18 protein-coding genes are annotated in these 22,422 nt (G+C 62.1%); 10 read left to right on the forward strand and 8 right to left on the reverse strand.

Annotated elements, in window-relative coordinates; all coding sequences use genetic code 11:
• Positions 1-36: 36 nt before the first annotated feature.
• Together FAA86_RS17555 and FAA86_RS17560 are read right to left on the reverse strand one after the other, a co-directional pair.
• The gene (locus FAA86_RS17555; RefSeq protein ID WP_136542441.1) at positions 37-1,323 is read right to left on the reverse strand and encodes an NAD(P)/FAD-dependent oxidoreductase; all 1,287 of its coding nucleotides are present in this window, start codon (positions 1,321-1,323) and stop codon (positions 37-39) included.
• Between the two features lie 13 nt (positions 1,324-1,336).
• Complete coding sequence (locus tag FAA86_RS17560) at positions 1,337-2,773, reverse strand: glutamine synthetase family protein (protein ID WP_113459847.1); 1,437 nt, start codon at positions 2,771-2,773, stop codon at positions 1,337-1,339.
• A 124-nt stretch (positions 2,774-2,897) separates the two neighbouring features.
• On the opposite strand from FAA86_RS17560, the gene FAA86_RS17565 reads away from it, so the two are divergent.
• The 3 genes from FAA86_RS17565 to FAA86_RS17570 all read left to right on the forward strand — a co-directional run bounded on the left by FAA86_RS17565 (position 2,898) and on the right by FAA86_RS17570 (position 7,210).
• The gene (locus tag FAA86_RS17565; RefSeq protein WP_136542442.1) at positions 2,898-4,079 is read left to right on the forward strand and encodes a BaiN/RdsA family NAD(P)/FAD-dependent oxidoreductase; all 1,182 of its coding nucleotides are present in this window, start codon (positions 2,898-2,900) and stop codon (positions 4,077-4,079) included.
• Positions 4,080-4,250: 171 nt separating this feature from the next.
• Entirely contained in the window at positions 4,251-4,400 is a 150-nt protein-coding gene (locus FAA86_RS24645; RefSeq protein WP_167495023.1) for a hypothetical protein, read from the forward strand.
• Positions 4,401-4,684: 284 nt separating this feature from the next.
• Positions 4,685-7,210 (forward strand): methyl-accepting chemotaxis protein, encoded by a 2,526-nt coding sequence (locus tag FAA86_RS17570; RefSeq protein ID WP_246035122.1) that lies wholly within the window; start codon positions 4,685-4,687, stop codon positions 7,208-7,210.
• Positions 7,211-7,263: 53 nt separating this feature from the next.
• Here FAA86_RS17570 and FAA86_RS17575 read toward each other — a convergent pair whose 3' ends face one another.
• Complete coding sequence (locus FAA86_RS17575; RefSeq protein ID WP_136542444.1) at positions 7,264-7,488, reverse strand: hypothetical protein; 225 nt, start codon at positions 7,486-7,488, stop codon at positions 7,264-7,266.
• Between the two features lie 89 nt (positions 7,489-7,577).
• Between FAA86_RS17575 and FAA86_RS17580 the strand changes: the two genes are divergently transcribed.
• The gene (locus tag FAA86_RS17580) at positions 7,578-8,453 is read left to right on the forward strand and encodes a LysR family transcriptional regulator (RefSeq protein WP_136542445.1); all 876 of its coding nucleotides are present in this window, start codon (positions 7,578-7,580) and stop codon (positions 8,451-8,453) included.
• A gap of 149 nt (positions 8,454-8,602) precedes the next feature.
• Here FAA86_RS17580 and FAA86_RS17585 read toward each other — a convergent pair whose 3' ends face one another.
• Together FAA86_RS17585 and aceA are read right to left on the reverse strand one after the other, a co-directional pair.
• Complete coding sequence (locus FAA86_RS17585; RefSeq protein ID WP_054150807.1) at positions 8,603-8,851, reverse strand: SMc00767 family acetate metabolism repressor; 249 nt, start codon at positions 8,849-8,851, stop codon at positions 8,603-8,605.
• Positions 8,852-9,032: 181 nt separating this feature from the next.
• Positions 9,033-10,322, reverse strand: coding sequence for an isocitrate lyase (gene aceA / locus FAA86_RS17590; RefSeq protein ID WP_113459842.1), 1,290 nt, complete (start codon positions 10,320-10,322; stop codon positions 9,033-9,035).
• Positions 10,323-10,552: 230 nt separating this feature from the next.
• Between aceA and FAA86_RS17595 the strand changes: the two genes are divergently transcribed.
• From FAA86_RS17595 to FAA86_RS17615, 5 genes are all read left to right on the forward strand, one after another.
• On the forward strand, positions 10,553-11,980 hold the full coding sequence (locus tag FAA86_RS17595) for a helix-turn-helix domain-containing protein (RefSeq protein WP_136542446.1): 1,428 nt from the start codon (positions 10,553-10,555) through the stop codon (positions 11,978-11,980).
• 140 nt (positions 11,981-12,120) lie between these two features.
• Positions 12,121-13,221, forward strand: coding sequence for a polyamine ABC transporter substrate-binding protein (locus FAA86_RS17600; protein WP_136542447.1), 1,101 nt, complete (start codon positions 12,121-12,123; stop codon positions 13,219-13,221).
• An 84-nt stretch (positions 13,222-13,305) separates the two neighbouring features.
• Positions 13,306-14,460, forward strand: coding sequence for an ABC transporter ATP-binding protein (locus tag FAA86_RS17605; RefSeq protein WP_136542448.1), 1,155 nt, complete (start codon positions 13,306-13,308; stop codon positions 14,458-14,460).
• A 10-nt stretch (positions 14,461-14,470) separates the two neighbouring features.
• Complete coding sequence (locus FAA86_RS17610) at positions 14,471-15,376, forward strand: ABC transporter permease subunit (protein WP_113459838.1); 906 nt, start codon at positions 14,471-14,473, stop codon at positions 15,374-15,376.
• Between the two features lie 10 nt (positions 15,377-15,386).
• Positions 15,387-16,208 carry an ABC transporter permease gene (locus FAA86_RS17615; RefSeq protein ID WP_113459837.1) on the forward strand — a complete coding sequence of 274 codons (822 nt, stop codon included), beginning with the start codon at positions 15,387-15,389 and terminating at the stop codon, positions 16,206-16,208.
• A 21-nt stretch (positions 16,209-16,229) separates the two neighbouring features.
• Here the strand turns inward: FAA86_RS17615 and FAA86_RS17620 are convergent, their stop codons facing one another.
• Both FAA86_RS17620 and FAA86_RS17625 read right to left on the reverse strand, forming a co-directional pair.
• Positions 16,230-16,463 carry a DUF6460 domain-containing protein gene (locus FAA86_RS17620; protein WP_136542449.1) on the reverse strand — a complete coding sequence of 78 codons (234 nt, stop codon included), beginning with the start codon at positions 16,461-16,463 and terminating at the stop codon, positions 16,230-16,232.
• 93 nt (positions 16,464-16,556) lie between these two features.
• The gene (locus FAA86_RS17625) at positions 16,557-18,437 is read right to left on the reverse strand and encodes an AsmA family protein (RefSeq protein ID WP_136542450.1); all 1,881 of its coding nucleotides are present in this window, start codon (positions 18,435-18,437) and stop codon (positions 16,557-16,559) included.
• Between the two features lie 223 nt (positions 18,438-18,660).
• Here FAA86_RS17625 and FAA86_RS17630 point away from each other — a divergent pair, with 223 nt between their 5' ends.
• On the forward strand, positions 18,661-20,544 hold the full coding sequence (locus tag FAA86_RS17630; RefSeq protein WP_377344442.1) for an acetoacetate--CoA ligase: 1,884 nt from the start codon (positions 18,661-18,663) through the stop codon (positions 20,542-20,544).
• A 243-nt stretch (positions 20,545-20,787) separates the two neighbouring features.
• Here FAA86_RS17630 and FAA86_RS17635 read toward each other — a convergent pair whose 3' ends face one another.
• The gene (locus tag FAA86_RS17635; protein WP_136542486.1) at positions 20,788-22,362 is read right to left on the reverse strand and encodes an ABC transporter permease; all 1,575 of its coding nucleotides are present in this window, start codon (positions 22,360-22,362) and stop codon (positions 20,788-20,790) included.
• Positions 22,363-22,422 lie beyond the last annotated feature (60 nt).

Genomic DNA, 22,422 nt, shown 5'->3' on the forward strand with positions numbered 1-22,422 from the left:
GTATGCGATCTGCGGTCGGCGGGTGACACTTTCGGCTCAGAATCGGTCGCGCAGCGCGTACCAGGTGAGCGCGAGAAACAGCAGCGGCTTGCGAAGGCTGGCCCCGCCGGGGAACGGCGGGATCTTCAGGTCCTTGAGGACGTCGAGTTCCCGCGCATTGCCCGCCACCGTGTCGGCATACATCTTGCCGGAATAGTTCGACAACATGACGCCATGACCGGAATAGCCGGCAAGCGACGTGACGCCGGGCATGACATCCCGGGCAAACGGTTTGCGTGGCAGCGTGATCCCGACCGAACCGCCCCAGCCATGGGTGATCTCGATATCCTTGAGATCCGGATAGATCTCGGCAATCTGCCGACGGATGTGGCTGGAGATATCCCGCGGACTGTCGGCCGTGTAAGCCTCCCGCCCGCCAAACAGCAGCCGCCCGTCGCGGCTCTTGCGGAAGTAGCGCACCACGAAGCGGCTGTCGGCAACGGCTTCCGAACCGCGCAGCACCTGCGGAAACTTGGTCAGCGGCACGGTTGCGCCAATGAACGACCGGATCGGCATGACATGCGACGCCGTCACGGGCTCCAGATTGCCGATATAGGCGTTTGTCGCAATCAGCACGCGGTCCGCGGTGATCGTGCCCTTGGGCGTGTCGATGAAAGTCTTGCCGCTCGCCTGGCGAATGGCGCTGGCCGGGGTCATCTCGTGGATCTTTGCGCCGGCTTCGGCCGCCACGCGGGCAAGCCCGACCAGCAGCTTCAGCGGATGGATATGCCCGGTCCCGGTATCACGCACGCCGTAATGGTAGCGCGTGGATCCCACCCGCTCATGGGTCTCCTCGCGGTCCATGAAGGAGATGTGCGGATAGCCGTAGCGCACCGCCATGATCTCCGCGTCGTGTCGATAGTCCGATTCCCAGCCCCGCTTGTGCGCAACGTTCAACTGGCCGGGCATGTATTCGATGTCGATGCCATGCTGCTCGGCGAAGTCGATGAGGTAGCGCTTGGCGTTTTCCGCCATGTCGAACAGCGCCTTGGAGCGCTCGAAGCCAAGCTCCGCCTCGAGCTCGCCCGGCCAGGCGCGCTGGCCGGTGCCGAGCTGTCCGCCATTGCGGCCGGAGGCGCCGTCGCCGAAGCGGCTGCCCTCGATCAGAACGACGGACACCCCGAGACGCGCGAGATTGTAGGCGGCCTGCAGGCCGGTGAAACCGCCGCCGATGATGGCGACGTCAGTGGTGACGGAACCGTCGAGACCAGGATATTCCGGGCGCTCGCCGACACTGTCCTGATACCAGGAGATCCCCGGCGCGATCGGGCTTTGCCATGTCATGAACGCGCGTCCCTCACACGTTGAGCAGGAGGAATTCGCGTTCCCACGGACTGATCACCTGCATGAAGGTCTCGAATTCCCCGCGTTTGACGCCGGCATAGATGCCGATGAACTCGGAGCCGAAGACTTCGTTGAAGTCGGGCTCGCTTTCCAGCAGGGCAACCGCTTCCAGCAGGCCGCGCGGCAGGTCGACCGAGCCTTCGTTTTCGGACCCCTCGGCGGCAGCCGTCGGTTCGATTTCCTTGACGATCCCGAGATAGCCGCAGGCAAGCGACGCCGCGAGCGCGAGATAGGGATTGGCATCCGAACTCGGCAGGCGGTTCTCGACGCGCCGCGCGGCCGCATCCGAAACCGGCACACGGAAGGCTGTCGTGCGGTTATCGTAGCCCCAGGCATTGTTGACCGGTGCCGCCATGTCTGGCGTCAGGCGGCGATAGGAGTTCACATAGGGCGCCAGCATCACAAGCGAGCTCGGCACATATTTCTGCATGCCGCCGATGAAGTGGAAGAACTCCGGCGAGGCCGAGCCGTCGGGATTGGAAAAGACGTTCTTGCCCGTCTTGATATCGACGACCGACTGGTGGATGTGCATGGCCGAGCCCGGCTGGCCCTGCATGGGCTTCGCCATGAAGGTCGCATAGATCCCGTGCTTAAGCGCCGCCTCGCGGATCGTGCGCTTGAACATGAAGACCTGGTCGGCAAGCTCGATAGGATTGCCGTGACGCAGGTTGATCTCGAGCTGGGCCGGACCCTCCTCATGGATCAGCGTGTCGATCTCCAGACCCTGCTTTTCCGAGAAGTGGTAGATATCGTCGATCAACTCGTCGAACTCGTTGATCCCGGCGATCGAATACCCCTGGCCACCGACGATCGATCGGCCGGAACGGCCCTTCGGCGGGTGCAGCGGATAGTCCGGGTCGTCGTTCATCGCGACTAGGTAGAACTCGATTTCCGGTGCTACGACCGGCTTCCAGCCCTTCTCCTCGTAGAGCCGCAGCACGTTCTTCAACACGTTGCGTGGTGTGTACGAGACATTCTGGCCGTCAACATTGACGATGTCGCAGATCACCTGCGCCGTCGGATCGCTTTCCCATGGCACGACCGAAAGGGTCGAGAGATCGGGCACCAGCTTCAGGTCGCTGTCGCGCGGCTCGTAGCGGAAGTTCTCGGTCTCATCGGGATATTCGCCGGAGATCGTATGGCGGTAAAGCGCCGAGGGAAGCGCCAGCGAGGTGTTCGACGTGAACTTCGACGACGGCATCATCTTGCCGCGGGGAACGCCGGCAAGGTCGGGCGTGATGCATTCGATGTCCTCGATGCCGCGGGCTCGCAGCCACGTCGCCGCTTCCTTCCAGTTCGAGACGCCGCGCTTCGATCCGGGGTCCGGCGGAATAACCGCCTTTTTGGAGGGCGCGCTCTGGGGTCTCAGCATGGATTTCTTCGCGGGCATGTCTCACCGGTTGGTTGTTGATGCGGTCCATCATAGCCAGACTTTGCCCTTTGGCCAGCGGGACGCGTTGACTTTGATCATAAGTTTGTCGAGACAGACGGCGGATTCCCGGGAGCAATGGCCTATGGCGAAGAAGTTTGACGTCGCGATCATCGGAGCCGGTGCCGCCGGCATGATGGCGGCTTTCACCGCCGGACGGCGGGGAAAATCGGTGATCGTGCTCGACCACGCCAAGGCACCGGGCGAAAAGATCCGTATCTCCGGCGGGGGGCGCTGCAACTTCACCAACATCCATGCCGGGCCGAAGAACTACATCTCCGAGAACCCGCATTTCGCCAAGTCGGCACTCGCCCGCTACACGCCATCGGATTTCATCGCCATGGTCGATCGCCACAAGATCGCCTGGCATGAAAAGACCCTCGGCCAGCTCTTCTGCGACGATAGCGCCAAGGACATTATCCGCATGTTGCTGGAAGAGATGCGGGCGGTGCAGGTGGATCTGCGCCTGTCCTGCGAGATCTCCGACATCGCCAAGGGTGTCGACGGCTTCCGCCTGTCGACCAGCGAAGGCCAGATCCTCGCAGACAATCTGGTGATGGCCTGCGGGGGCAAGTCGATCCCGAAGATGGGTGCGACCGGCTTTGCCTATCGCATCGCCGAGCAGTTCGGCCTGCCGGTCACGGAAACACGACCGGCTCTTGTGCCGCTGACGCTCGAACCCAACCTGCTGGGCGAACTCTCTGAACTGTCAGGCGTTGCCGTCGATGCCGATGTCTCCTGTGGCAAGACCCGCTTTCACGAAGCGCTTCTCTTCACCCATCGCGGCCTGTCCGGTCCCTCCATTCTGCAGATATCGAGCTATTGGCGCGAGGGCGACGAGATCCAGCTTTCGCTAGAGCCGGGTATCGACATTCTCGACCACCTGAAGACGGCCAAGCGTGAAAATGGCCGCCAGCAGGTCCAGACCGTGCTCGCCCAGCATCTCCCGAAGCGTCTGGCCCAGTATCTGGCAGAGACCGCGAAGCTCGAACGTCCGCTCGCCGATCTGCCCGACAAGGCACTAGCCGCACTCACCGAGCGCATCCGCCGCTGGCCGATCAAACCGGCAGGCTCGGAAGGCTATCGCACGGCTGAGGTCACGCTGGGTGGGGTGGATACGAATGCCCTCGACAGCCGCTCCATGCAGGCCAAGACCGTGCCCGGCCTCTATTTCATCGGCGAATGCGTCGATGTCACGGGCTGGCTTGGCGGCTATAACTTCCAGTGGGCCTGGGCCTCAGGCCATGCGGCCGGCGAGGCCCTCTGAACAAAAGCTCACGCTCCGGACAAGCTTAAGCGGGTAATTCAGAGCTTGTTAACATGCGTCGGTCATCCTGCTCGAATGCCGGTGTGATATCGCTGATATCGCGACATGAGGTCTGGCCGGCTGAGGCCCGCAAGGGCATGACCTTCCCTGGCCGCATCAAGGACCGCGCCCATGAGCCCTGAGACCCGCAAGCCCCGTGCCATCGCCATTGCCGCCACCCGTGCGCGGGACGAGGAACGCACGCGTCTTCGTCATCTGAGCATCGTCTGCTTCTATGCTGCCAGTGCGCTTGCCGCGCTCGCCCTCGGCCTGCTCGGCTGAAGCAATCCCCTCAATCTAGATGATGACGGCGGTCGCGTCCGATCGACCTTCGTGACGCGTGGTCGAGCCGCTGCCGCGCGACCTAGTCGGCATTAGACGTTGCACGTCTTCGACAGATTGTCCCGCTTTGAGACCCCGCTCTCGCCTTTAACGCAACCTTGAGACTTTTGCTGCAACCCTCTCCGATGGAGTGGAGTGCAGACTGTGGCGATGACCTTCGGCGCAGTCGTTATTTTGAGGCGGCAGACACCGAGCGTGCGCCGTCTTCTGTTGGAGGAAGTCATTTGATCGATCGTATTCTCTCGCGCTTTTCGATTTCGACCAAGGTGCTGGCCTTCGTGCTGCCCTTTGTACTTTCGATCACCGCAGTTGGTCTGATGGGCCTTTACGCATCGGGCCTCCTCCAGCAGCGTATGGAAATCTCCAACGGCACGATGCGCTCCCTGAACGGCTTCCGAAACGTGAACGCCGCGATGACCCGCTTCCTCGATCAGACCTCTGAGGAAACCCGCACCGCCGTGGTCTCGGAACTCTCGACCCAGCAGGCGACGCTCAACCAGAACATCGCCGAGATCGGCACTGACGGCACGGGCCGCAACTTCCTCGACGAGGCGATCGCTGGAACCGGCGCCGTCAACGAGAAGATCGACACCCTCTGGCAATTGCATGAATCCGAAGTCGCGCTGGCCGCGGCGATCCAGGACCATCTCAAGGGACTGATGGCCCAGCAGATCCGCGTTTCTGACGAAGCGCAGAAGCTGCAGCGGGCCGTGCTCGGCGGTGAGAACGATGCAAAGAGCGCGCTGAAGGAGGCGGACCGCCTGTCTGCAGCGGCCGGTCAGCTGGCCGAGGTCAGCAAGGGTTATTTCTCCGCCGGCCTGCCGGAGGCTCAGTTCCCCTATCTGCAGACGCAGGTGGCAGAGCTGGTCAAGACGCAGCGCAAGATCGCCAACGCGCTTCCGGCTGAGCACAAGGGCATGGGCAAGGAGCTGCAGGCCGCGATCAACGATATCAAGAAGATCATTGCCGCTGGTGATACCAGCATGGACGCAGGGCGCGCGATGGGAAGCATCCTCGCGCAGTTCCGCGGTTTCCAGGCCATCCTGACGGAGAGTGCCGCAACGAAATATGCCGAGTCGGTGCAGAAATTCGCGGCCGTCGAAACCGGCGCCGTCCAGGCAGCCGACGTCTTGGTCGGAAGCCGCACCCTCATCGCGGACGTTTATGATCTGCGCATCATGACCGCGACCTTCCTCAACGTGAAGGACGACACCACACGCGAGCCGATCCTCCGCCAGATCAAGCTGATCGGCGATAATCTGGCCGTTCTCGGCGGAAGCATCTCTGATAAGGCTTTCTACGACAGCCTGACCGCCGCGATCACCCCGCTTCTCGCATCCCTGACGGCCGACACCGAAGCGCTCGTGAAGACGAGCGCCGAGCGCATCGCAAGCTTCGATGAAGCCAGCCGCACGATGGATGCGATCTGGGCCTCGCTGACCTCGTTTGCAGATCTGCAGAAGGATGTCGCGGGCACCGAACGCCAGGAGGCGAACCGCCTCTCGATCGGCACCATGATTGCAGGCGTCGCGCTCGCTGTCATCGGCGGTATCGCGCTCGTCATGACGCTGCAGCGTCCGATCGCACGCATTACGGCCACCATGCAGCGGCTGGCCGAAGGCGACCTCGAAGCCGGTATCGCCGGTGATAAGCGCGGTGACGAAATCGGTGCCATGGCTCGGGCACTCGCCGTCTTCAAGACCAATGCCCGCACCAAGCTGGAGATCGAATCCGAGCGTCAGCGCGAGCAGATGGAGGCCGAAGCCGAGCGTCGCCGCAACGATGAGGAAAAGCAGGCGCTCGACCAGCAGATCGAACATGCCGTCGGCAAGCTGGCCCAGGCTCTGGAGCGTCTCGCCAATGGCGACATCTCGTTCGAGATCGAGGGCCGCTTCCATGGCCGTCTCGAACAGCTCCGCAACGACTTCAACCTCTCGCTAGCGCGCCTGCGCGACACGATGCACCAGATCTCGGGCAACGTGGACCAGATCCAGAACAACGGCCGCCAGATGGCGCAGTCGGCGCTCGATCTCGCGCGCCGCACCGAACAGCAGGCCGCATCTCTGGAAGAGACGGCCGCCGCCGTTGACGAGATCACCGCAGCCGTTCGCTCGTCCTCCGAGCGTGCGGAAATGGTCAACGGCGTCGTCCGGGAAGCCAAGAAGAATGCGGATGAATCCGCAGTCGTCGTCGGCAGCGCCATCTCGGCCATGGGCCGCATCGAGGAGGCTTCGGCCCAGATCTCCAACATCATCGGCGTGATCGACGAGATTGCCTTCCAGACCAACCTTCTGGCTCTCAATGCCGGTGTCGAGGCTGCTCGTGCCGGTGAGGCCGGCAAGGGCTTTGCCGTGGTCGCCCAGGAAGTCCGCGAACTTGCGCAACGCTCGGCCGGTGCCGCCAAGGAAATCAAGGCGCTCATCAACCGGTCGGCGGAAGAAGTCGCCAGCGGCTCCACCCACGTTCAGCAGACAGGCACCGTCCTGTCCCGCATCGGCACCCAGATTGCCACGATCAGCGAGCATATCGAGATGATCGCCGAGACCAGCCGCGAACAGTCCGGAGCCCTGCATGAGGTCAACGGTGCCGTCGGACGCATGGACCAGATGACCCAGCAGAACGCCGCGATGGTCGAAGAGGCCACGGCCGCCACCCAGGATCTCTCCGCCCAGACGGATGCGCTGCGCGATCTCCTGCAGCAGTTCCGCATCGAAGCCGATCGCCAGCATACGGCCAGCCGCGCAGCCTGACGGAGCCTGAAAACTACGAAAAAGCCCGGCCATCTGCGCCGGGCTTTGTCGTTTCAGGCGTCGGCCAGCCGGCAGGCATGGCCGGGAGGGGCTTCAACGACATCGCGTGCCTCTTGTCTCCGCCGCACTGTGCGTTTCAAGCGATCTGAGAGGCGGAGCAGTTTGGTCCAGGGGGCCTCGCTGTACTGTGCGTAAAACGCGTCCTCGGACATCTGCTCCTTCTGGCCAATCTCTCGCTTGAGCGCCGTGATCGCGATGGCTGCGTATACTTCATGCATGACGGATCTCCTATATTCGATGCCGTCCTTCCTTCTATTCATCGTTTCTAGATGTAAAAACGCTCAAGATCGTGCTATGTCTTTCACCCATGAAAGACATAGCCTGGGATGCCTATCAGCTTTTTCTCGCAGTCGCCCGTCAGGGCGGCCTGACCGCCGCTGCGGAAACCACGGGTCTGAGTGCGGCGACACTCGGTCGGCGCATGGTCGAACTCGAGCAGGCGCTCGGGCGCGAACTCTTCTTCCGCAGCCAGACCGGCTACCGCCTGACCAGCGACGGCAGCCAGTTGCTGGAGCATCTCGTGGAGTTGGAAGCGGGAAGCCGGCGGGTGGAAGAGTGGCGACGCGGCACGGTGGGCCAGTCGCTGGTGCGCATCAGCCTCGGAACCTGGATCGCCTGGCTATTGTGCCAGAACATGTCCTTGATCCGCACAGCCCGCGACGAATTCCGCATCGATCTCAATGTTGCCGAACAGCGCGCCCGCCTCTCCCATCGCGAGACCGATATCGGCATCCGCGCCTTCGAGCCCGAAGAACCGAACCTTGCCGCCATGCCGGCAGGCGAGGTGGCCTATGCAGCCTACAAGGCACGCAACAGGGAATGGATGGGCCCCGAGCCCTGGGTCGCCGTCGATGATGAGAATGCCGTCTCCGCCTATCTGCGCTGGCCACGCCAGCAGGCTGCCGATCGCGTTGCCGTCACGGTCAATCGCCCGCGCTCGCTGAGAGATCTGATTAGAGCTGGCGCCGGTGTCGGAGTGCTGCCCTGTTTCGTGGGCGATCTCGACCCGACGCTGGAACGGGTAGGCGACGAAGTCTCCGAATTGCGCCATCGCCAATGGATCGTCATGAACAATGACGACCGCCATCGCAGCGATATCCGGGCGGTCGCCGACCGGCTGTCAAAGCTGCTGAAGTCTCACCGGGATATTCTCGCCGGCAAACGTCCGAGCACCAGCGGCTAGACCTCGTCCAGCCAAACTGCGCCCGCGGTGTTGCTGTGGGCTGCACCAAAACGAAAAACCCGCACGACGATCAAAACTCCTCCCCGGAGGCGATCATCGTGCGGGAACCTATCCGGAGGTCAGGTGCCGGACGGGGGATTGTCTGTGGCTCAGGCGGCCTGGTGGTTGCCCTGGGTCACGATGACGGGGATCAGGAGATCACCCCAGTTGCCGTCGCCACCGTGATGGCGGGCGGAGCGAACGAGTTCGACAGAAACGCCGGCATCGACGGCCTTCATGATCGAATGGTTGAGACGGTGCAGGTCATTGGCCAGCATGCGGATCATCGCCTGCTGATCGGTGCTCATGGCCGACGACTGTTCTTCGGCACGTTCCTTGACTCGGGTCTGGGGTGTCATGGCATTTCTCCTCTTGGTGTTGGGGGTTCTTGAACTGTTGATCTCGTGAAGCTCGGCCCCTCATCCGGCTGCCGCCACCTTCTCCCCGCAAGCGGGGAGAAGACGCACTACGATGCGTCCGTCTCGGGGCTCCCTCTCCCCGCTTGCGGGGAGAGGGTAGGGTGAGGGGCTATCGCCCAGGTCACTCGGCCGCCGGCTTGAACTGCTCGGTTTCGGTCGATTCCTTCATCGCGGTCGTCGACGACTGCCCGGCGGTGATGGCAAGCGAAACGGCGTCGAAGTAACCGGTGCCGACTTCGCGCTGGTGCTTGGTCGCCGTGTAGCCGTTGACCTCGGCTGCGAATTCCGCCTCCTGCAGCTCCGAATAGGCCGCCATCTGACGATCCTTGTAGCCGCGGGCCAGTTCGAACATGCCGAAGTTCAGCTGGTGGAAACCGGCAAGCGTGATGAACTGGAACTTGTACCCCATCGCGCCGAGCTCTTTCTGGAACTTGGCAATCGTCGCATCGTCCAGGTTCTTCTTCCAGTTGAACGACGGCGAGCAGTTGTAGGCGAGCTTCTTGCCCGGATGGACCTTGTGCACGGCTTCGGCAAACTTACGGGCCTGTTCAAGATCCGGCTTGCCGGTCTCCATCCAGATCATGTCGCAGTAAGGCGCATAGGCGATGGCGCGGGCAATGCAGGGCTCGATGCCGTTCTTCACCTGATAGAAGCCTTCCGCCGTGCGGCCTGCATCGTAGTCGACGAAGGGCTGATCGCGTTCGTCGATGTCGGAGGTGAGAAGCTTCGCTGCTTCTGCATCGGTGCGGGCAACGATCAGCGTCGGAACGCCCATGATGTCGGCAGCCAGACGGGCAGCCGTCAGGTTGCGGATATGGGCTGCCGTCGGGATCAGAACCTTGCCGCCGAGATGGCCGCACTTCTTTTCAGAGGCCAGCTGATCTTCGAAGTGGACGCCTGCAGCGCCGGCTTCGATGAAGGCCTTCATGATTTCGAAGGCGTTCAGCGGTCCGCCGAAGCCGGCTTCCGCGTCGGCAACGATCGGTGCGAACCAGGTGTCGACGGACAGGCCCTTGCCTTCCTGGGTCTCGATCTGGTCGGCGCGCTGCAGCGTGCGGTTGATGCGCTTGGCAAGCTCCGGTGCGGCATTGGCCGGATAGAGCGATTGGTCCGGATACATGGCGGAAGCCGTGTTGGCGTCGGCGGCAACCTGCCAGCCGGAGAGGTAGATGGCCTTTAGGCCAGCACGAACCATCTGCATGGCCTGGTTGCCGGAGAGCGCGCCGAGCGCGTTGACGAAGGGCTCTTCATTGATCAGTTTCCACAGGCGGTTGGCGCCCATTTCGGCAAGCGTATACTTGATCTCGACCGAACCGCGCAGGCGCTGGACGTCAGCGGCAGTGTAGGGGCGGTCGATGCCGTCATAGCGGCCCTTGGGGGCATTCGGAACAAGATTGTAAAATTCAGTCATGATGTGTCTCCCTGTCACTGCTAGGCGCAGGTCAAGTCGGTTGCCTTGACCGCTTCTGATGTGACTAGATTTACACCGCACCGCAAAAGACGGCCAGAAAATTCTATAAAACAAGGAGATGAAAGAGGTTATGCTGTCTTGTCTTTGACAAGAGGGACATGTAAAGTTGTAAAAATAGTCAAATCTAGACACGGTCATCCGGCTGTAGGATCTTGTAAAGGAGCTGTAAAATGGCAGAGCGCAAGATTTTCGCGGGCCCCCGTGTCCGCCGCATCCGCAATGGGCTCGGGCTGACGCAGACGGCGATGGCGGAGGCTCTGGAGATTTCGCCGTCCTATCTCAACCTCATCGAACGCAACCAGCGGCCGCTGACGGTCCAGCTCCTGCTGAAGCTCGCCTCGGTCTACAAGGTCGACCTCGACGAGTTGCAGGGGGAGGCCGGTGGTTCGACCAGTCAGCTGCGCGAGGTCTTTGCCGATCCTCTCCTGTCGGGCGAATTGCCGGGTGACCAGGAGTTGATCGAGGTCGCGGAAGCTGCACCCAATGCTGCAAGCGGCATCGTCAAGCTCTACCGCGCCTACAAGGAGCAGGCGGCGCGTCTGTCGGATCTCGCCGATCTGCTCGCCCGGGAAGGCCATGAGACATCTCTGTCTGGGGCAAAGCTGCCCATCGATGAGGTGCGCGAAGTCTTCGAGCGCCGGCCCAACTATTTCGCAAGGCTTGATGAGGCCGCCGAAGCCTTCCACGCCACACTCAACCTTTCGCCGGGGGACGATCTCGCCGTCGCGCTGAAAGCCTGGCTTCGGTCCACCCACGGTATCGTCGTGCGTGCTTTGCCCGTGCAGACCATGCCGTCCTTGCGTCGACGCTACGACCGCCACTCCATGCGTCTCTTTCTCTCCGAGCGTCTCTCGCCTTTCGACCAACTGCGGGAAGTGGCCATGGAAGTCGTGTTGCTGGCACTCGGCGAACATGTCCAGGCCGAACTCGAGGCGCTGGAGCTTTCCTCCGGGGAGGCGCGCCGCATCGCCCGCTTTGAACTGGCGCGCTATGCGGCGCATGCGCTGATGATGCCCTATGGCGCCTTCCTCTCGGCCGCCATCCGTGCCCGCTACGACATCGACGTGCTGCGCGCTCGGTTCAATGTCTCCTACGAGCAGGCGGCAAACCGCCTGACGATGCTGCAGCGGCCGGGCGCGGTGGGTGTGCCCTTCTTCATGATGGAGATCGACAATGCCGGGAACCGCTTCCGCCGCGCCGGTGCAACGGGCTTCCCGCAGGCGAAATTCGGCGGCGGCTGTCCCAAGCTTAATATCCACGCCGCCTTCGCCCAACCGGGGCAGGTCCTAGTCGAGCAGGTCGAGATGCCGGATGGCAGCGCCTTCCTGACGATGTCGCGAACGCTCGAGGGGCCGCAGGCCGGCTTCGGCGAGCGCATTCGCCGCACCGCGCTGCTGGTCGGCTGCGATGCCGCAAGCCGCGACGACGTCGCCTATGCAGCAGCCCTGCCGGATCGGTCCGTGCCGGCGGTCGCGATCGGTCCGGCCTGTCGCCTGTGCGAGAGATCGGGATGTCTTGCCCGGGCCGAGCCGCCGCTTACGCGCCCGCTCGGCCTCGATGAAATGGTCACCGGTCTCTCCGCCTTCGATTTCCAGTGAGTATGATCGTCCCCTGATAAAGCATTCGCGACTGCGAAGATTTTTGCTTGTCGCCCGTCCAATTCCTTTCTAGTCTCTTAAAAAATAACGGGAATGGCACGGGGAGCTCATCGCTCCCTCAAGCTGGAACAGGAGAAAAAATGAAGGCTCATTTCATTCGTACGGCGTCAGTGGCCCTGGCGACGATCCTCATCGCATCGGCTGTCCAGGCGCAGGAACGCGTCGTCAACGTCTACAACTGGTCGGACTATATCGACGAGTCGGTTCTCGAAGACTTCACCAAGGAAACCGGCATCAAGGTCGTCTATGACGTCTTCGATTCAAACGAGCTTCTCGAAACCAAACTGCTGGCCGGCGGCTCCGGTTATGACGTCGTGGTCCCGACCGCGCCCTTCCTGGCGCGCCAGATCCAGGCCGGCGTCTTCCAGAAGCTGGACAAGTCCAAGCTTCCGAACCTGTCAAACCTCTGGCCCATGGTCTCGGAGCGTCTCGCCAAATACGACCCCGGCAATGAATATGCCGTCAACTACATGTGGGGCACCACCGGCATCGGTTACAATGTCGCCAAGGTCAAGGAAGCGCTTGGTGCAGACTTCACCGTCGACAGCTGGGATGCGATCTTCAAGCCGGAAAACGCTGAAAAGCTGAAGTCCTGCGGCATCAACATCCTCGACGCCTCCGACGAGACCTTCGCGATTGCGATGAACTACATCGGCAAGGATCCGGACAGCAAGGAAACCGCGGATCTCGAAGCCGGCGGCGATGTCTACATGAAGATCCGTCCGTCGGTCCGCACCTTCAACTCCTCCGCCTATATCGATGACCTCGCCAATGGCGACATCTGCATGACGATCGGCTGGTCGGGCGACATCCTCCAGGCCAAGGCGCGCGCCGAAGAAGCCAACAACGGTGTCGAGATCAACTACGTGATCCCGAAGGAAGGCACCTACATGTGGTTCGACAACATGGCGATCCCGGCGGATGCCAAGAATGTCGAGGAAGCCCACGAATTCATCAACTTCCTGATGCGTCCCGACGTCATCGCCAAGGCATCGAACTATGTTCAGTACGCCAACGGCAATCTGGCCTCGAAGGATCTGCTCGACGCTGAGGTCAAGGACAACCCGGCCGTCTACCCGCCGGAAGACGTCATGGCCAAGCTCTTTACCATCTCGCCTTACGGCCCACGCGAACAACGCGTGCTGAACCGGGTCTGGACGCAGATCAAGACCGGTAGCTGATGAAAACGACCATTCGCCGGGCGCCATAAACGCCCGGCGAATTTCTTATGGATAGGGGCAACGATAAAAACGGCTGGGTTGGTAATGGCGAAGACACTGGGGCCTGTTAAGCGTAAATTCTCTCCTTGGACCGATCCGGATGCCGTTCCATTCATCCGCTTCGAAAACGTCACGAAGCGCTTCGGCGATTTCGTCGCGGTCGACAATTTGAGCCTCGACATCTACGAGCGCGAATTCTTCTCGCTGCTCGGTCCTTCCGGATGCGGCAAGACCACCTTGATGCGCATGCTGGCCGGCTTCGAACAGCCGACCTCGGGCCGCATCCTGTTGCAGGGGCAGGACCTCTCCGGCGTGCCGCCCTACAAGCGGCCGACCAATATGATGTTCCAGTCCTATGCGCTCTTTCCGCATATGACGGTCGAAAAGAACATCGCCTTCGGCCTCGAGCAGGACAATCTGCCCAAGGCGGAGATCGACGCGCGCGTTCAGGAAATGCTGAAGCTCGTCAAGCTCGAGCAGTTCGCCAAGCGCAAGCCGAACCAGCTCTCCGGCGGCCAGCGCCAGCGCGTGGCACTGGCCCGCCCGCTCGCCAAGCGTCCCAAAGTGCTGCTGCTCGACGAGCCGCTCGGCGCACTCGACCGCAAGCTGCGCGAAGAGACCCAGTTCGAGCTCATGGACATCCAGACCAAGCTTGGCCTGACCTTCCTGATCGTCACCCATGACCAGGAAGAGGCGATGACCGTGTCGGACCGCATCGCCGTCATGGACAAGGGCATCCTCGTGCAGGTGGCGACGCCGGCCGAGATCTACGAGGCGCCGAATTCCCGTTACGTTGCCGACTTCATCGGTGACATCAACATTCTCGAAGCCAAGGTCGAATCCAAGGAAAGCAACGGCAGCGAAGATCTTGTCCGCATCGACAGCGACGGCCTCAAGATTGCCGTGGAGCAAGCCTGCGAAGCCACCAAGGGCGACAATGTCGCTTTCGCCATCCGGCCTGAAAAGGTCCGTATCTCGACCTCTCAACCGGAGGGTGTCGCCACCAATGCGCTGCATGGCGAGGTGTGGGATATCGGCTATCTCGGCGACTTCTCGGTCTTCATCGTGCGTCTGGACGACGGCCGCATGTTCCGCGCAGCCCAGGCCAATGTCGCCCGCCTCGTCGATCGTCCCATCACCTTCGGCGACATGGTCTGGTTGTCCTGGCCGGCGGATGCCGGCCTCGTTCTGACACGCTGAGGAGGGTAGAATGGCCGATACCGTCGCCCCCTCAAAGTCAAATCCAGCCCGCTGGCTGGTCGTTCTCGTCCCCTATCTCTGGATGGCGCTCTTCTTCCTGACGCCCTTCCTGATCATCGTGAAGATCTCGCTGTCCGACACGGCGATTGCCATGCCGCCCTATACGCCGGTGCTGGAAGGCTTCTCGGCAATCGGCGACTTCATCAGCCAGCTGGATTTCGAGAACTACGTCTTCCTCACCGAGGACCCGCTCTACGTCAACGCCTACCTGTCCTCATTGCGGATCGCATTGATCTCGACCTTCCTGCTCTTGCTGATCGGCTATCCGATGGCGCTTGCCATGGCGCGCGCTTCGGTCACCATCCGTCCGACCCTGGTCATGTTGGTGATCCTGCCCTTCTGGACCTCCTTCCTGATCCGCGTCTACGCCTGGATCGGCATCCTGAAGCCGGAGGGGCTGCTGACGGTGCTGCTGCAGTCCGTCGGCCTGATGGATGAGAGCACTCAGGTTCAGATCTTCCGCACCGAGATCGCAGTCTTCATCGGCATTGTGTATTCCTATCTGCCCTTCATGGTGCTGCCGCTTTATTCGGCGCTCGAGAAGATGGACGGCACGCTGCTCGAAGCTGCAAGCGACCTCGGCTGCCCGCCCTGGAAAGCCTTCTGGAAGATCACCTTCCCGCTCTCAATCCCGGGCGTCATCGCCGGCTCGATGATCTGCTTCATCCCGATCACCGGCGAATTCGTCATTCCGGATCTGCTCGGCGGCGCCGATACGCTGATGATCGGCAAGACGCTCTGGACCGAATTCTTCGGCAACCGCGACTGGCCGCTCGCCTCCGCCGTGGCCGTATTGCTGCTCCTCATTCTGGTCGTGCCCATCGCGATCTTCCAGAACCAGCAGCAGAAAGCGTGAGGGCGGTCCGATGAAACCTGGAAAATTCGACGCCACCATCCTGACACTCGGTTTCGCCTTTCTCTACATCCCGATCCTGATCCTGGTGATCTACTCCTTCAACGAGTCGAAGCTGGTCACGGTCTGGGGCGGCTTTTCGCTGAAATGGTATGGCGAGATGTGGCGCAATGACGGCCTGATGAGCGCCGCCTGGGTCACACTGCAGGTCGGGCTTTTGAGTGCCACGCTGGGCACCGTGCTCGGCACGCTCGCCGCGCTCACCCTGGTCCGCTTCACCCGCTTCCGCGGGCGGCTGCTCTTCTCCGGCATGGTCTATGCGCCGCTCGTCATGCCGGAGGTCATCACCGGCCTGTCGCTGCTCCTGCTCTTCGTCGCCATCGGTGTCGATCGCGGGCTGATGACGGTGGTGATCGCCCATACGACCTTCACCATGTGCTACGTGGCGATCGTCGTACAGTCGCGCCTCTTGACCTTCGACATGAGCCTGGAAGAGGCAGCCCAGGATCTCGGCTGCCCGCCGGTCAAGACCTTCTTCAAGGTCACCCTGCCGCTGATCCTGCCGGCCGTCATCTCCGGCTGGATGCTTGCCTTCACGCTGTCGCTCGACGATCTGGTCATCGCAAGCTTCACCACCGGCCCCGGTGCAACGACCCTGCCGATCAAGATCTACTCGCAGGTTCGTCTGGGTGTGACGCCCGAAATCAACGCCATCTGCACCATCCTGATCGGGATCGTCACGATCGGCGTGATCATCGCCTCGATCGGCACCAAGCAGCGGGAACTGCAGCGGCAGCGCGACGAGCATGTCGCGGCCCGCGGTGCCATGGCGTGATGCAGGCAAGGGCTGCCCCGGTCATCCCCGGGGCGGCATCAGCAGATAGGCGACCATCCAGACCGGCAGGATGACCACTGCGCCCATCAGCATGCGCGGAGCTGCCCAGGCGAAGGCGGCGACAATTCCGTTTTGCAGGTCTTCCGCAGTCATGCCCATGCTGTCGAGCACGGCTCTCGGCGTGATCCCGAAGAGGGACAACAGGCTCCCCGCCAGCAAGGATGCCAGCGCGAGCTTGAATAAACCCGATACCATTGACTGCACGTCCCGCCCCCGAAACTCCGACTCGTCGCATTCTAGACGGAGGTCTTCCGATTGGAACAGTCGGCAGGGGTTGGACCGCGACCTTTATTGCCCCGGCGTGGGGGAGTTGGGGATCGGCGAAATGACCGGGTCGTTCCACGCGCCGCCGATGAAGAAGCGCAGAGGTGTATCAGCGGTTTGCGCATCGATATCGGAGAGTTCACCGGTCAGCGCGAGCGCCTGCCGACTGTAGGGAACGATGCCCGACAGCTCCAGGATCTCGTCTTCTGCTGCAATCCTTGCCCGCTCGACCTCTGCGCTGCCCTCCGAAAAACGCACGGCAACGTCGAGCGCCTCGTAGTCGAAGCTGCCTTCGCCGGCCGCGCTCAGCTGGAAATAGGCCCGGTCCGTTGCCAGTCTGCGCAATCCTGCCGCATCGAAATTCAGGATCTCGCCGCTGTCGGAGGAAATCTGGAGACGGCCGGACATGCTCTCGATATTGCTCTTCCAGCCGGTCCCCAGCAATTTGGCATTGAGGCTGACAGATCCAGTTCCCTTCAGCGACGGGCCGCCACCAAGAGCGAGGCCTGACGTAAGGCTGCCGAGGTTGATGCCTTCCATGTTCATCGCCAGATCGGCGCCCTGATCGAATGCCTCCCCGCTGCCCGTGAGGCGCGCCGAAATCGTTCCGCCGAGGAAACGGGTGTCTGCGATGACCAGTCTCACGCTGTCACGTTTGGCGATCAGGCTCGCGCCGAGATCGGTAAGGGGAAAGGTCTCATAGCTAGCGGTGTCGGCCGAGAGCCTGATGTCGACGTCGATCCAGCGGGTCAATGCCGGCAGAGGCACATTGGCGCGATCGCCGACCTGGATGGAGAGCGCTTGGAGCATGTCTCCCAACTCCAGATGCTCGACCGCCAGCGTCCCGCTCAGCAGAGGCCTTTCGTCGGGGCGTGGCCTGAGCGCCAGGATGCCGTCGCCGCGGCTGTCGTTGATTTGAAACTCCAGACCTTCGAAGCGCCATTCGTCGGTCATGTTCGAAACCTGCGCATTCAGCGAAGCGGTCCGCCAGCGTTCGGTGCCTGCGAGCCGAATGCCGAATGCCGCTGCCGCCTGCGCGACGTCTCCGACGCGAACATTGATATCAAGGGTATCGACGCGAGCATCGCGCAGGCCGACCAGCCCTTGCAACTGCGCCTGCATGCCCGGCAATGTGACCGAGGTCCGGATCCGGCTCGAAGCGCCGCCGATCAGCCTGAGCGGTGTGGGCGTCTCCAGGGTCACCGATACCGGCCTTTCATCGACAAGAAAGGACGCCTGTCCCGACAAAGGCGCTGAGAGATCGCTCCAGTCAATGGTCGCGTTCACCGCGCGGGCGGTCAGCGATGCCCCACTTGCCGCATCGGTGAGCGTGAACTCACCGTCGACGATGTCCACGCTGCCGATTTCTACGTCGTCGGAGTTTCCTTCCGATGCGCCATCCGCGCTGCTATCGAGTGCGGCCCGAACCGCTTCGCTGAGCAGGCCTTCCTCGGTCCAGTCGAGACCACCGTCCGCGCCGCGCACGACGTGAATGCGTGGCCGCTCGAGGCGGAAGGTCTTGAAGTCGGGTCGCCCCATGAAGGCGGAGATCAATCCGAACTCTGCGGATAAACGCTGAACCTCGCCCAGAACCTCCCGCTCGCCGCCACGCGTGCGGCTGAAAACGATGCCGTTCAAGGTAACTTCCGGCGTCGGCCAGAAGCGCACATCCGAAACGTCATCGATGGAGACGTCATGCCCCGTCCAGACGGCAATCGAAGAGGCAATTGCGGATCGGACGACGGAGCTCGAAACCAGATAGGGTCCGCTCAGCCGCAGCGCGACCGAAATCAGGACGAAGGCGAGCGCAAGAAAAATCCCGAGCTTGAGCGCGCCTCGGCGACGGCTGCCTGGCGGTCTGGAAGAACTTCCTTCAGGCTGAACGTGACGCCCTGTGTTGCGCATGCCGGTGAGGGATCCCGCGTTTTCATCAAGTCACTCCGGCGGATATAGGAATTTGCCCACCGGCGCAAACCTCAGACGATATTCCAAGGTCTTCGCGTCTGTATATTGCATTGCGGCATGCTATAGGATGACCTCTGTGATGAGGAGGATCAGCATGACCGGACAGCAAGCCCTTTGGACACCCTCGGAAGCCTTCAAGGCGACACAGCCGCTCAGCCAGTTCATGGCATGGTGTGCTGAACGCACCGGTCGCAGCTTTACCGACTATGACGACTTCTATCGCTGGTCCGTCGAAGACCGGGCGTCCTTCTGGTCGGAGGTCTGGGATTACTGTGGCGTTATCGGCGACAAGGGAGAGACAGCACTCGCCGATGGCGACGACATGCTCAAGGCTCGTTTCTTTCCCGAAGCCCGCTTGAACTTCGCCGAAAATCTCCTGGCGCATGCGGGCGAGGGGGATGCCCTCATCTTCCACGGAGAGAACAAGGCTGCAGACCGCTGGTCCTGGACCCGCCTGACGGCAACCGTCTCCCGGCTTCAGCAGGCGCTGGCCACCATGGGCATCGGCGAGGGCGATCGCGTTGCCGCCATGATGCCGAACATGCCCGAGACGGTCGCGCTGATGCTGGCGGTCACGTCGACAGGCGCCATCTGGTCCTCCTGCTCGCCCGATTTCGGCGATCAGGGTGTGCTTGACCGCTTCGGCCAGATCGAACCCAAGCTCTTCATCGCCTGCGACGGCTACTGGTACAACGGCAAGCGGCAGGATGTCGCCGACAAGGTCGTGGCAGTCTCATTAAAGCTCAACGTACCGGTCCTCGTCGTCCCCTATGCCGGCGACACCCCGGCTCTGCTGGAACAGCTCGCCGATGGCCGCAGTTTCGATCAGTTCATCGCCGACTACTCGGTGAAGGAGATCGAATATAAGCGGCTTGCCTTCTCGCATCCGATCTACATCCTCTTCTCGTCGGGCACGACGGGCGTGCCGAAATGCATCGTGCATTCGGCTGGCGGCACTCTTCTGCAGCACCTCAAGGAGCACCGTTTCCATTGTGGCCTCCAGGCGGGTGAGAAGCTGTTCTATTTCACCACCTGCGGCTGGATGATGTGGAACTGGCTGGTATCCGGTCTCGCCTGTGGCGCAACGCTCTGCCTCTATGACGGCTCGCCCTTCTACCCGGACGGCAATGTCCTCTTCGATTATGCCGCAGAGGAAAAGTTCGCGATCTTCGGCACATCCGCCAAATATATCGACGCGGTGCGCAAGGGTGGCCTGACGCCGAAGGTCACCCATGATCTTTCCAGCCTCAGACTGATGACGTCGACCGGTTCGCCGCTGTCGCCGGAAGGCTTCTCCTTCGTCTATGAAGGCATCAAGGACGATATCCAGCTCGCATCGATCTCGGGCGGCACCGATATCGTCTCATGCTTCGTACTCGGCAATCCCTTGAAGCCCGTCTGGCGCGGTGAGATCCAGGGTCCGGGCCTCGGCCTTGCCGTCGATGTCTGGGACGACGAAGGCAAGCCCGTGCGCGGCGAAAAGGGCGAGCTCGTCTGCACCAAGGCCTTCCCGTCCATGCCCGTGATGTTCTGGAACGACCCGGATGGGGCGAAATATCGCTCGGCCTATTTCGATCGCTTCGACAACACCTGGTGCCATGGCGACTTCGCCGAATGGACAGAGCATGGCGGCCTAGTCATCCACGGGCGCTCGGATGCAACGCTCAATCCGGGCGGCGTGCGCATCGGCACGGCGGAGATCTATAACCAGGTCGAGCAACTCGACGAGGTGGTCGAGGCGCTTTGCATCGGCCAGGACTGGGAAGACGACGTACGGGTGATCCTCTTCGTTCGCCTTGCACCCGGCATCACCCTGACCGAGGAGCTCGACAAGAAGATCAAGACCCGGATCCGCACCGGCGCCTCGCCCCGCCACGTCCCCGCCAAGGTCATTCAGGTCGAAGACATTCCCCGCACCAAGTCCGGCAAGATCGTCGAACTCGCGGTCCGCGAGGTCGTCCATGGCCGCCCGGTGAAGAACAAGGAAGCGCTCGCCAATCCGGAGGCGCTGGCCCTGTTCGCCGACCTGCCACAGCTCAGGTCCTGACTTCTTTTTTGTCCCGAAACGCTGCAATTTCAGGACAATACCTCAAATGTGGGGTAGCGGCGGAGGCCGGGCGGTAAGGTTCTCTTAACTGGCATTCGGCAAGACTGGCGCCAACTTGGAGATGCGCGATCAAACGCAGCGAGGCTCTGCCTCCGACAAAATGTCGATCGCTCTATTGCTCCGGTTCGACAGCATTGACTGAGGGCGGCTCCGGCCGCCCTTTTTTTGTCTGAGCGCTGGAGATCAGCGCTTTTCGTCGAGGGAGCGTGATACCAGGATCACCGGAATGAGCCCTGCCGCGATGATGATCATCGCAGCCACGGAAGCATCCTGCGCCATGCCGCGCGAGGCATCTTCATAGACGAGGGTCGCCAGCGTGTTGAAGTTGAACGGGCGCAACAGGATCGTCGCCGAGAGCTCCTTCAGGGTCTCGATGAAGACCAGCAGGGCGGCGGTGAGGACGGCAGGCCTGAGATTGGGCAAGAGCACCTGTCGCAACGTCTGGAGCCCCGATCGACCGAGCGTTCGCGCGGCCATGTCGAGATGCGGCGAGAGTTTCTGGAAGCCGGCGTCGATCGTGCCTTCCGCCATGGTCAGGAAGCGCACCGTATAGGCATAGACGATGGCAAAGCCCGTGCCGGAGAGCAGAAGCCCCGTCGACAGCCCTAGGTTCTGCCGCAGCCAGCCATCGAGCGCGTTGTCGAAGGCCGCAAGCGGGATCAGCACGCCGATGCCGAGTACCGTACCGGGAATGCCGTAACCGAGCGCCGCAAGCCGCCCGGCACCCTTGGCGAGACGCGAACGATCCGTGCGCGCGGCATAGGAGAGCACAAAGGCGAGCAAGACGGTGATCAGCGCGGCCGATGAGGATACCAGCGTCGAATGCCAGAGCGCATCGAGCAGGCGCGGTTCGAGGAAATCTTCAAGCCGCCGCCAGGCAAAGCCGCCAAGCACGAAGACGGGGACGAAGAAGCCGACCAGGATCGGGATCGAGCAGAACAAGGTCGCCAGCACTGCCTTGATGCCGGACAGGCGAAGCCTGACCGCATCCGGCACCACCGCTGTTGTCTTGTGGCTGGTGAACCGCTGCTGACGCCGGGCCATGCGTTCGATGATCAGGAGACCCGCCACGATCACCAGCATCACGCAGGCGATCTGTGCGGCCCCCGCAAGACTTCCGCGGTTGAGCCAGGTGTCATAGACCGAGAAGGTCAGCGTTTGCACGCCGAGATATTCGACCGCACCGATATCGTTCAACGTCTCCATCATCACCAGCGTCAGGCCGATCATGATGGCCGGCCGCGCCATCGGCACCTGGATGCGGGCAAAAACCCGCAACGGACTGGACCCGAGCGTGCGGGCCACATCCGCTGCCGCGCGGCCCTGCATCAGGAACATCGAGCGGCAGGCGAGATAGACGTAAGGGTAAAGCACCGCGGACATAACCAGCACGGCACCCGTCAGCGACTTCACGTCGAAGAAACTGTACTCGCGGGACGAGGTGTAGCCGAACAGCGCTCGATATCCGGTCTGCAGAGGGCCCGTAAAATCGAGGAACTCGCCGAAGGCATAGGCTGCCAGATAGGAAGGGATCGCCAGCGGAAGCACCAGCGCCGGTGACAGAAAACGCCGCAACGGAAACTCGCATGCCGCAACCAGCCAGGCGCAACCGATGCCGACGACCGCCGTGACCAGGCCCGTGAAGAAGAGCAGCCAGAAGGTCCGCACCCCGGCCCGCGGGATGACATTCGTCATCATGTGCTGCCAGTTGTCCGGATCCGCCGAGAACCCGATGACGAAGATCGCAATGATCGGCATCGAGACGATCGCAGCCGCGAGAAGCGCTGCAATCGTGGCGGAACCGAAGCGCTTCCCGGC

This window comes from Rhizobium rosettiformans W3 (assembly GCF_004912135.1).
GTDB classification, from domain to species: Bacteria; Pseudomonadota; Alphaproteobacteria; order Rhizobiales; family Rhizobiaceae; genus Allorhizobium; species Allorhizobium rosettiformans.

Excerpts from the sequence above, each read along its gene's own strand:
- FAA86_RS17565 (WP_136542442.1), top strand. The coding sequence starts at position 2,898 with ATGGCGAAGAAGTTTGACGTCGCGATCATCGGAGCCGGTGCCGCCGGC.
- FAA86_RS17615 (WP_113459837.1), top strand. The coding sequence starts at position 15,387 with ATGAAACCTGGAAAATTCGACGCCACCATCCTGACACTCGGTTTCGCC.
- FAA86_RS17585 (WP_054150807.1), bottom strand. The coding sequence starts at position 8,851 with ATGACACCCCAGACCCGAGTCAAGGAACGTGCCGAAGAACAGTCGTCG.
- FAA86_RS17620 (WP_136542449.1), bottom strand. The coding sequence starts at position 16,463 with ATGGTATCGGGTTTATTCAAGCTCGCGCTGGCATCCTTGCTGGCGGGG.
- aceA (WP_113459842.1), bottom strand. The coding sequence starts at position 10,322 with ATGACTGAATTTTACAATCTTGTTCCGAATGCCCCCAAGGGCCGCTAT.
- FAA86_RS17610 (WP_113459838.1), top strand. The coding sequence starts at position 14,471 with ATGGCCGATACCGTCGCCCCCTCAAAGTCAAATCCAGCCCGCTGGCTG.
- FAA86_RS17600 (WP_136542447.1), top strand. The coding sequence starts at position 12,121 with ATGAAGGCTCATTTCATTCGTACGGCGTCAGTGGCCCTGGCGACGATC.
- FAA86_RS24645 (WP_167495023.1), top strand. The coding sequence starts at position 4,251 with ATGAGCCCTGAGACCCGCAAGCCCCGTGCCATCGCCATTGCCGCCACC.
- FAA86_RS17630 (WP_377344442.1), top strand. The coding sequence starts at position 18,661 with ATGGCATGGTGTGCTGAACGCACCGGTCGCAGCTTTACCGACTATGAC.
- FAA86_RS17555 (WP_136542441.1), bottom strand. The coding sequence starts at position 1,323 with ATGACATGGCAAAGCCCGATCGCGCCGGGGATCTCCTGGTATCAGGAC.
- FAA86_RS17580 (WP_136542445.1), top strand. The coding sequence starts at position 7,578 with ATGAAAGACATAGCCTGGGATGCCTATCAGCTTTTTCTCGCAGTCGCC.
- FAA86_RS17595 (WP_136542446.1), top strand. The coding sequence starts at position 10,553 with ATGGCAGAGCGCAAGATTTTCGCGGGCCCCCGTGTCCGCCGCATCCGC.
- FAA86_RS17560 (WP_113459847.1), bottom strand. The coding sequence starts at position 2,773 with ATGCCCGCGAAGAAATCCATGCTGAGACCCCAGAGCGCGCCCTCCAAA.
- FAA86_RS17605 (WP_136542448.1), top strand. The coding sequence starts at position 13,306 with ATGGCGAAGACACTGGGGCCTGTTAAGCGTAAATTCTCTCCTTGGACC.
- FAA86_RS17575 (WP_136542444.1), bottom strand. The coding sequence starts at position 7,488 with ATGCATGAAGTATACGCAGCCATCGCGATCACGGCGCTCAAGCGAGAG.
- FAA86_RS17635 (WP_136542486.1), bottom strand. The coding sequence starts at position 22,362 with ATGCCGATCATTGCGATCTTCGTCATCGGGTTCTCGGCGGATCCGGAC.
- FAA86_RS17625 (WP_136542450.1), bottom strand. The coding sequence starts at position 18,437 with ATGCGCAACACAGGGCGTCACGTTCAGCCTGAAGGAAGTTCTTCCAGA.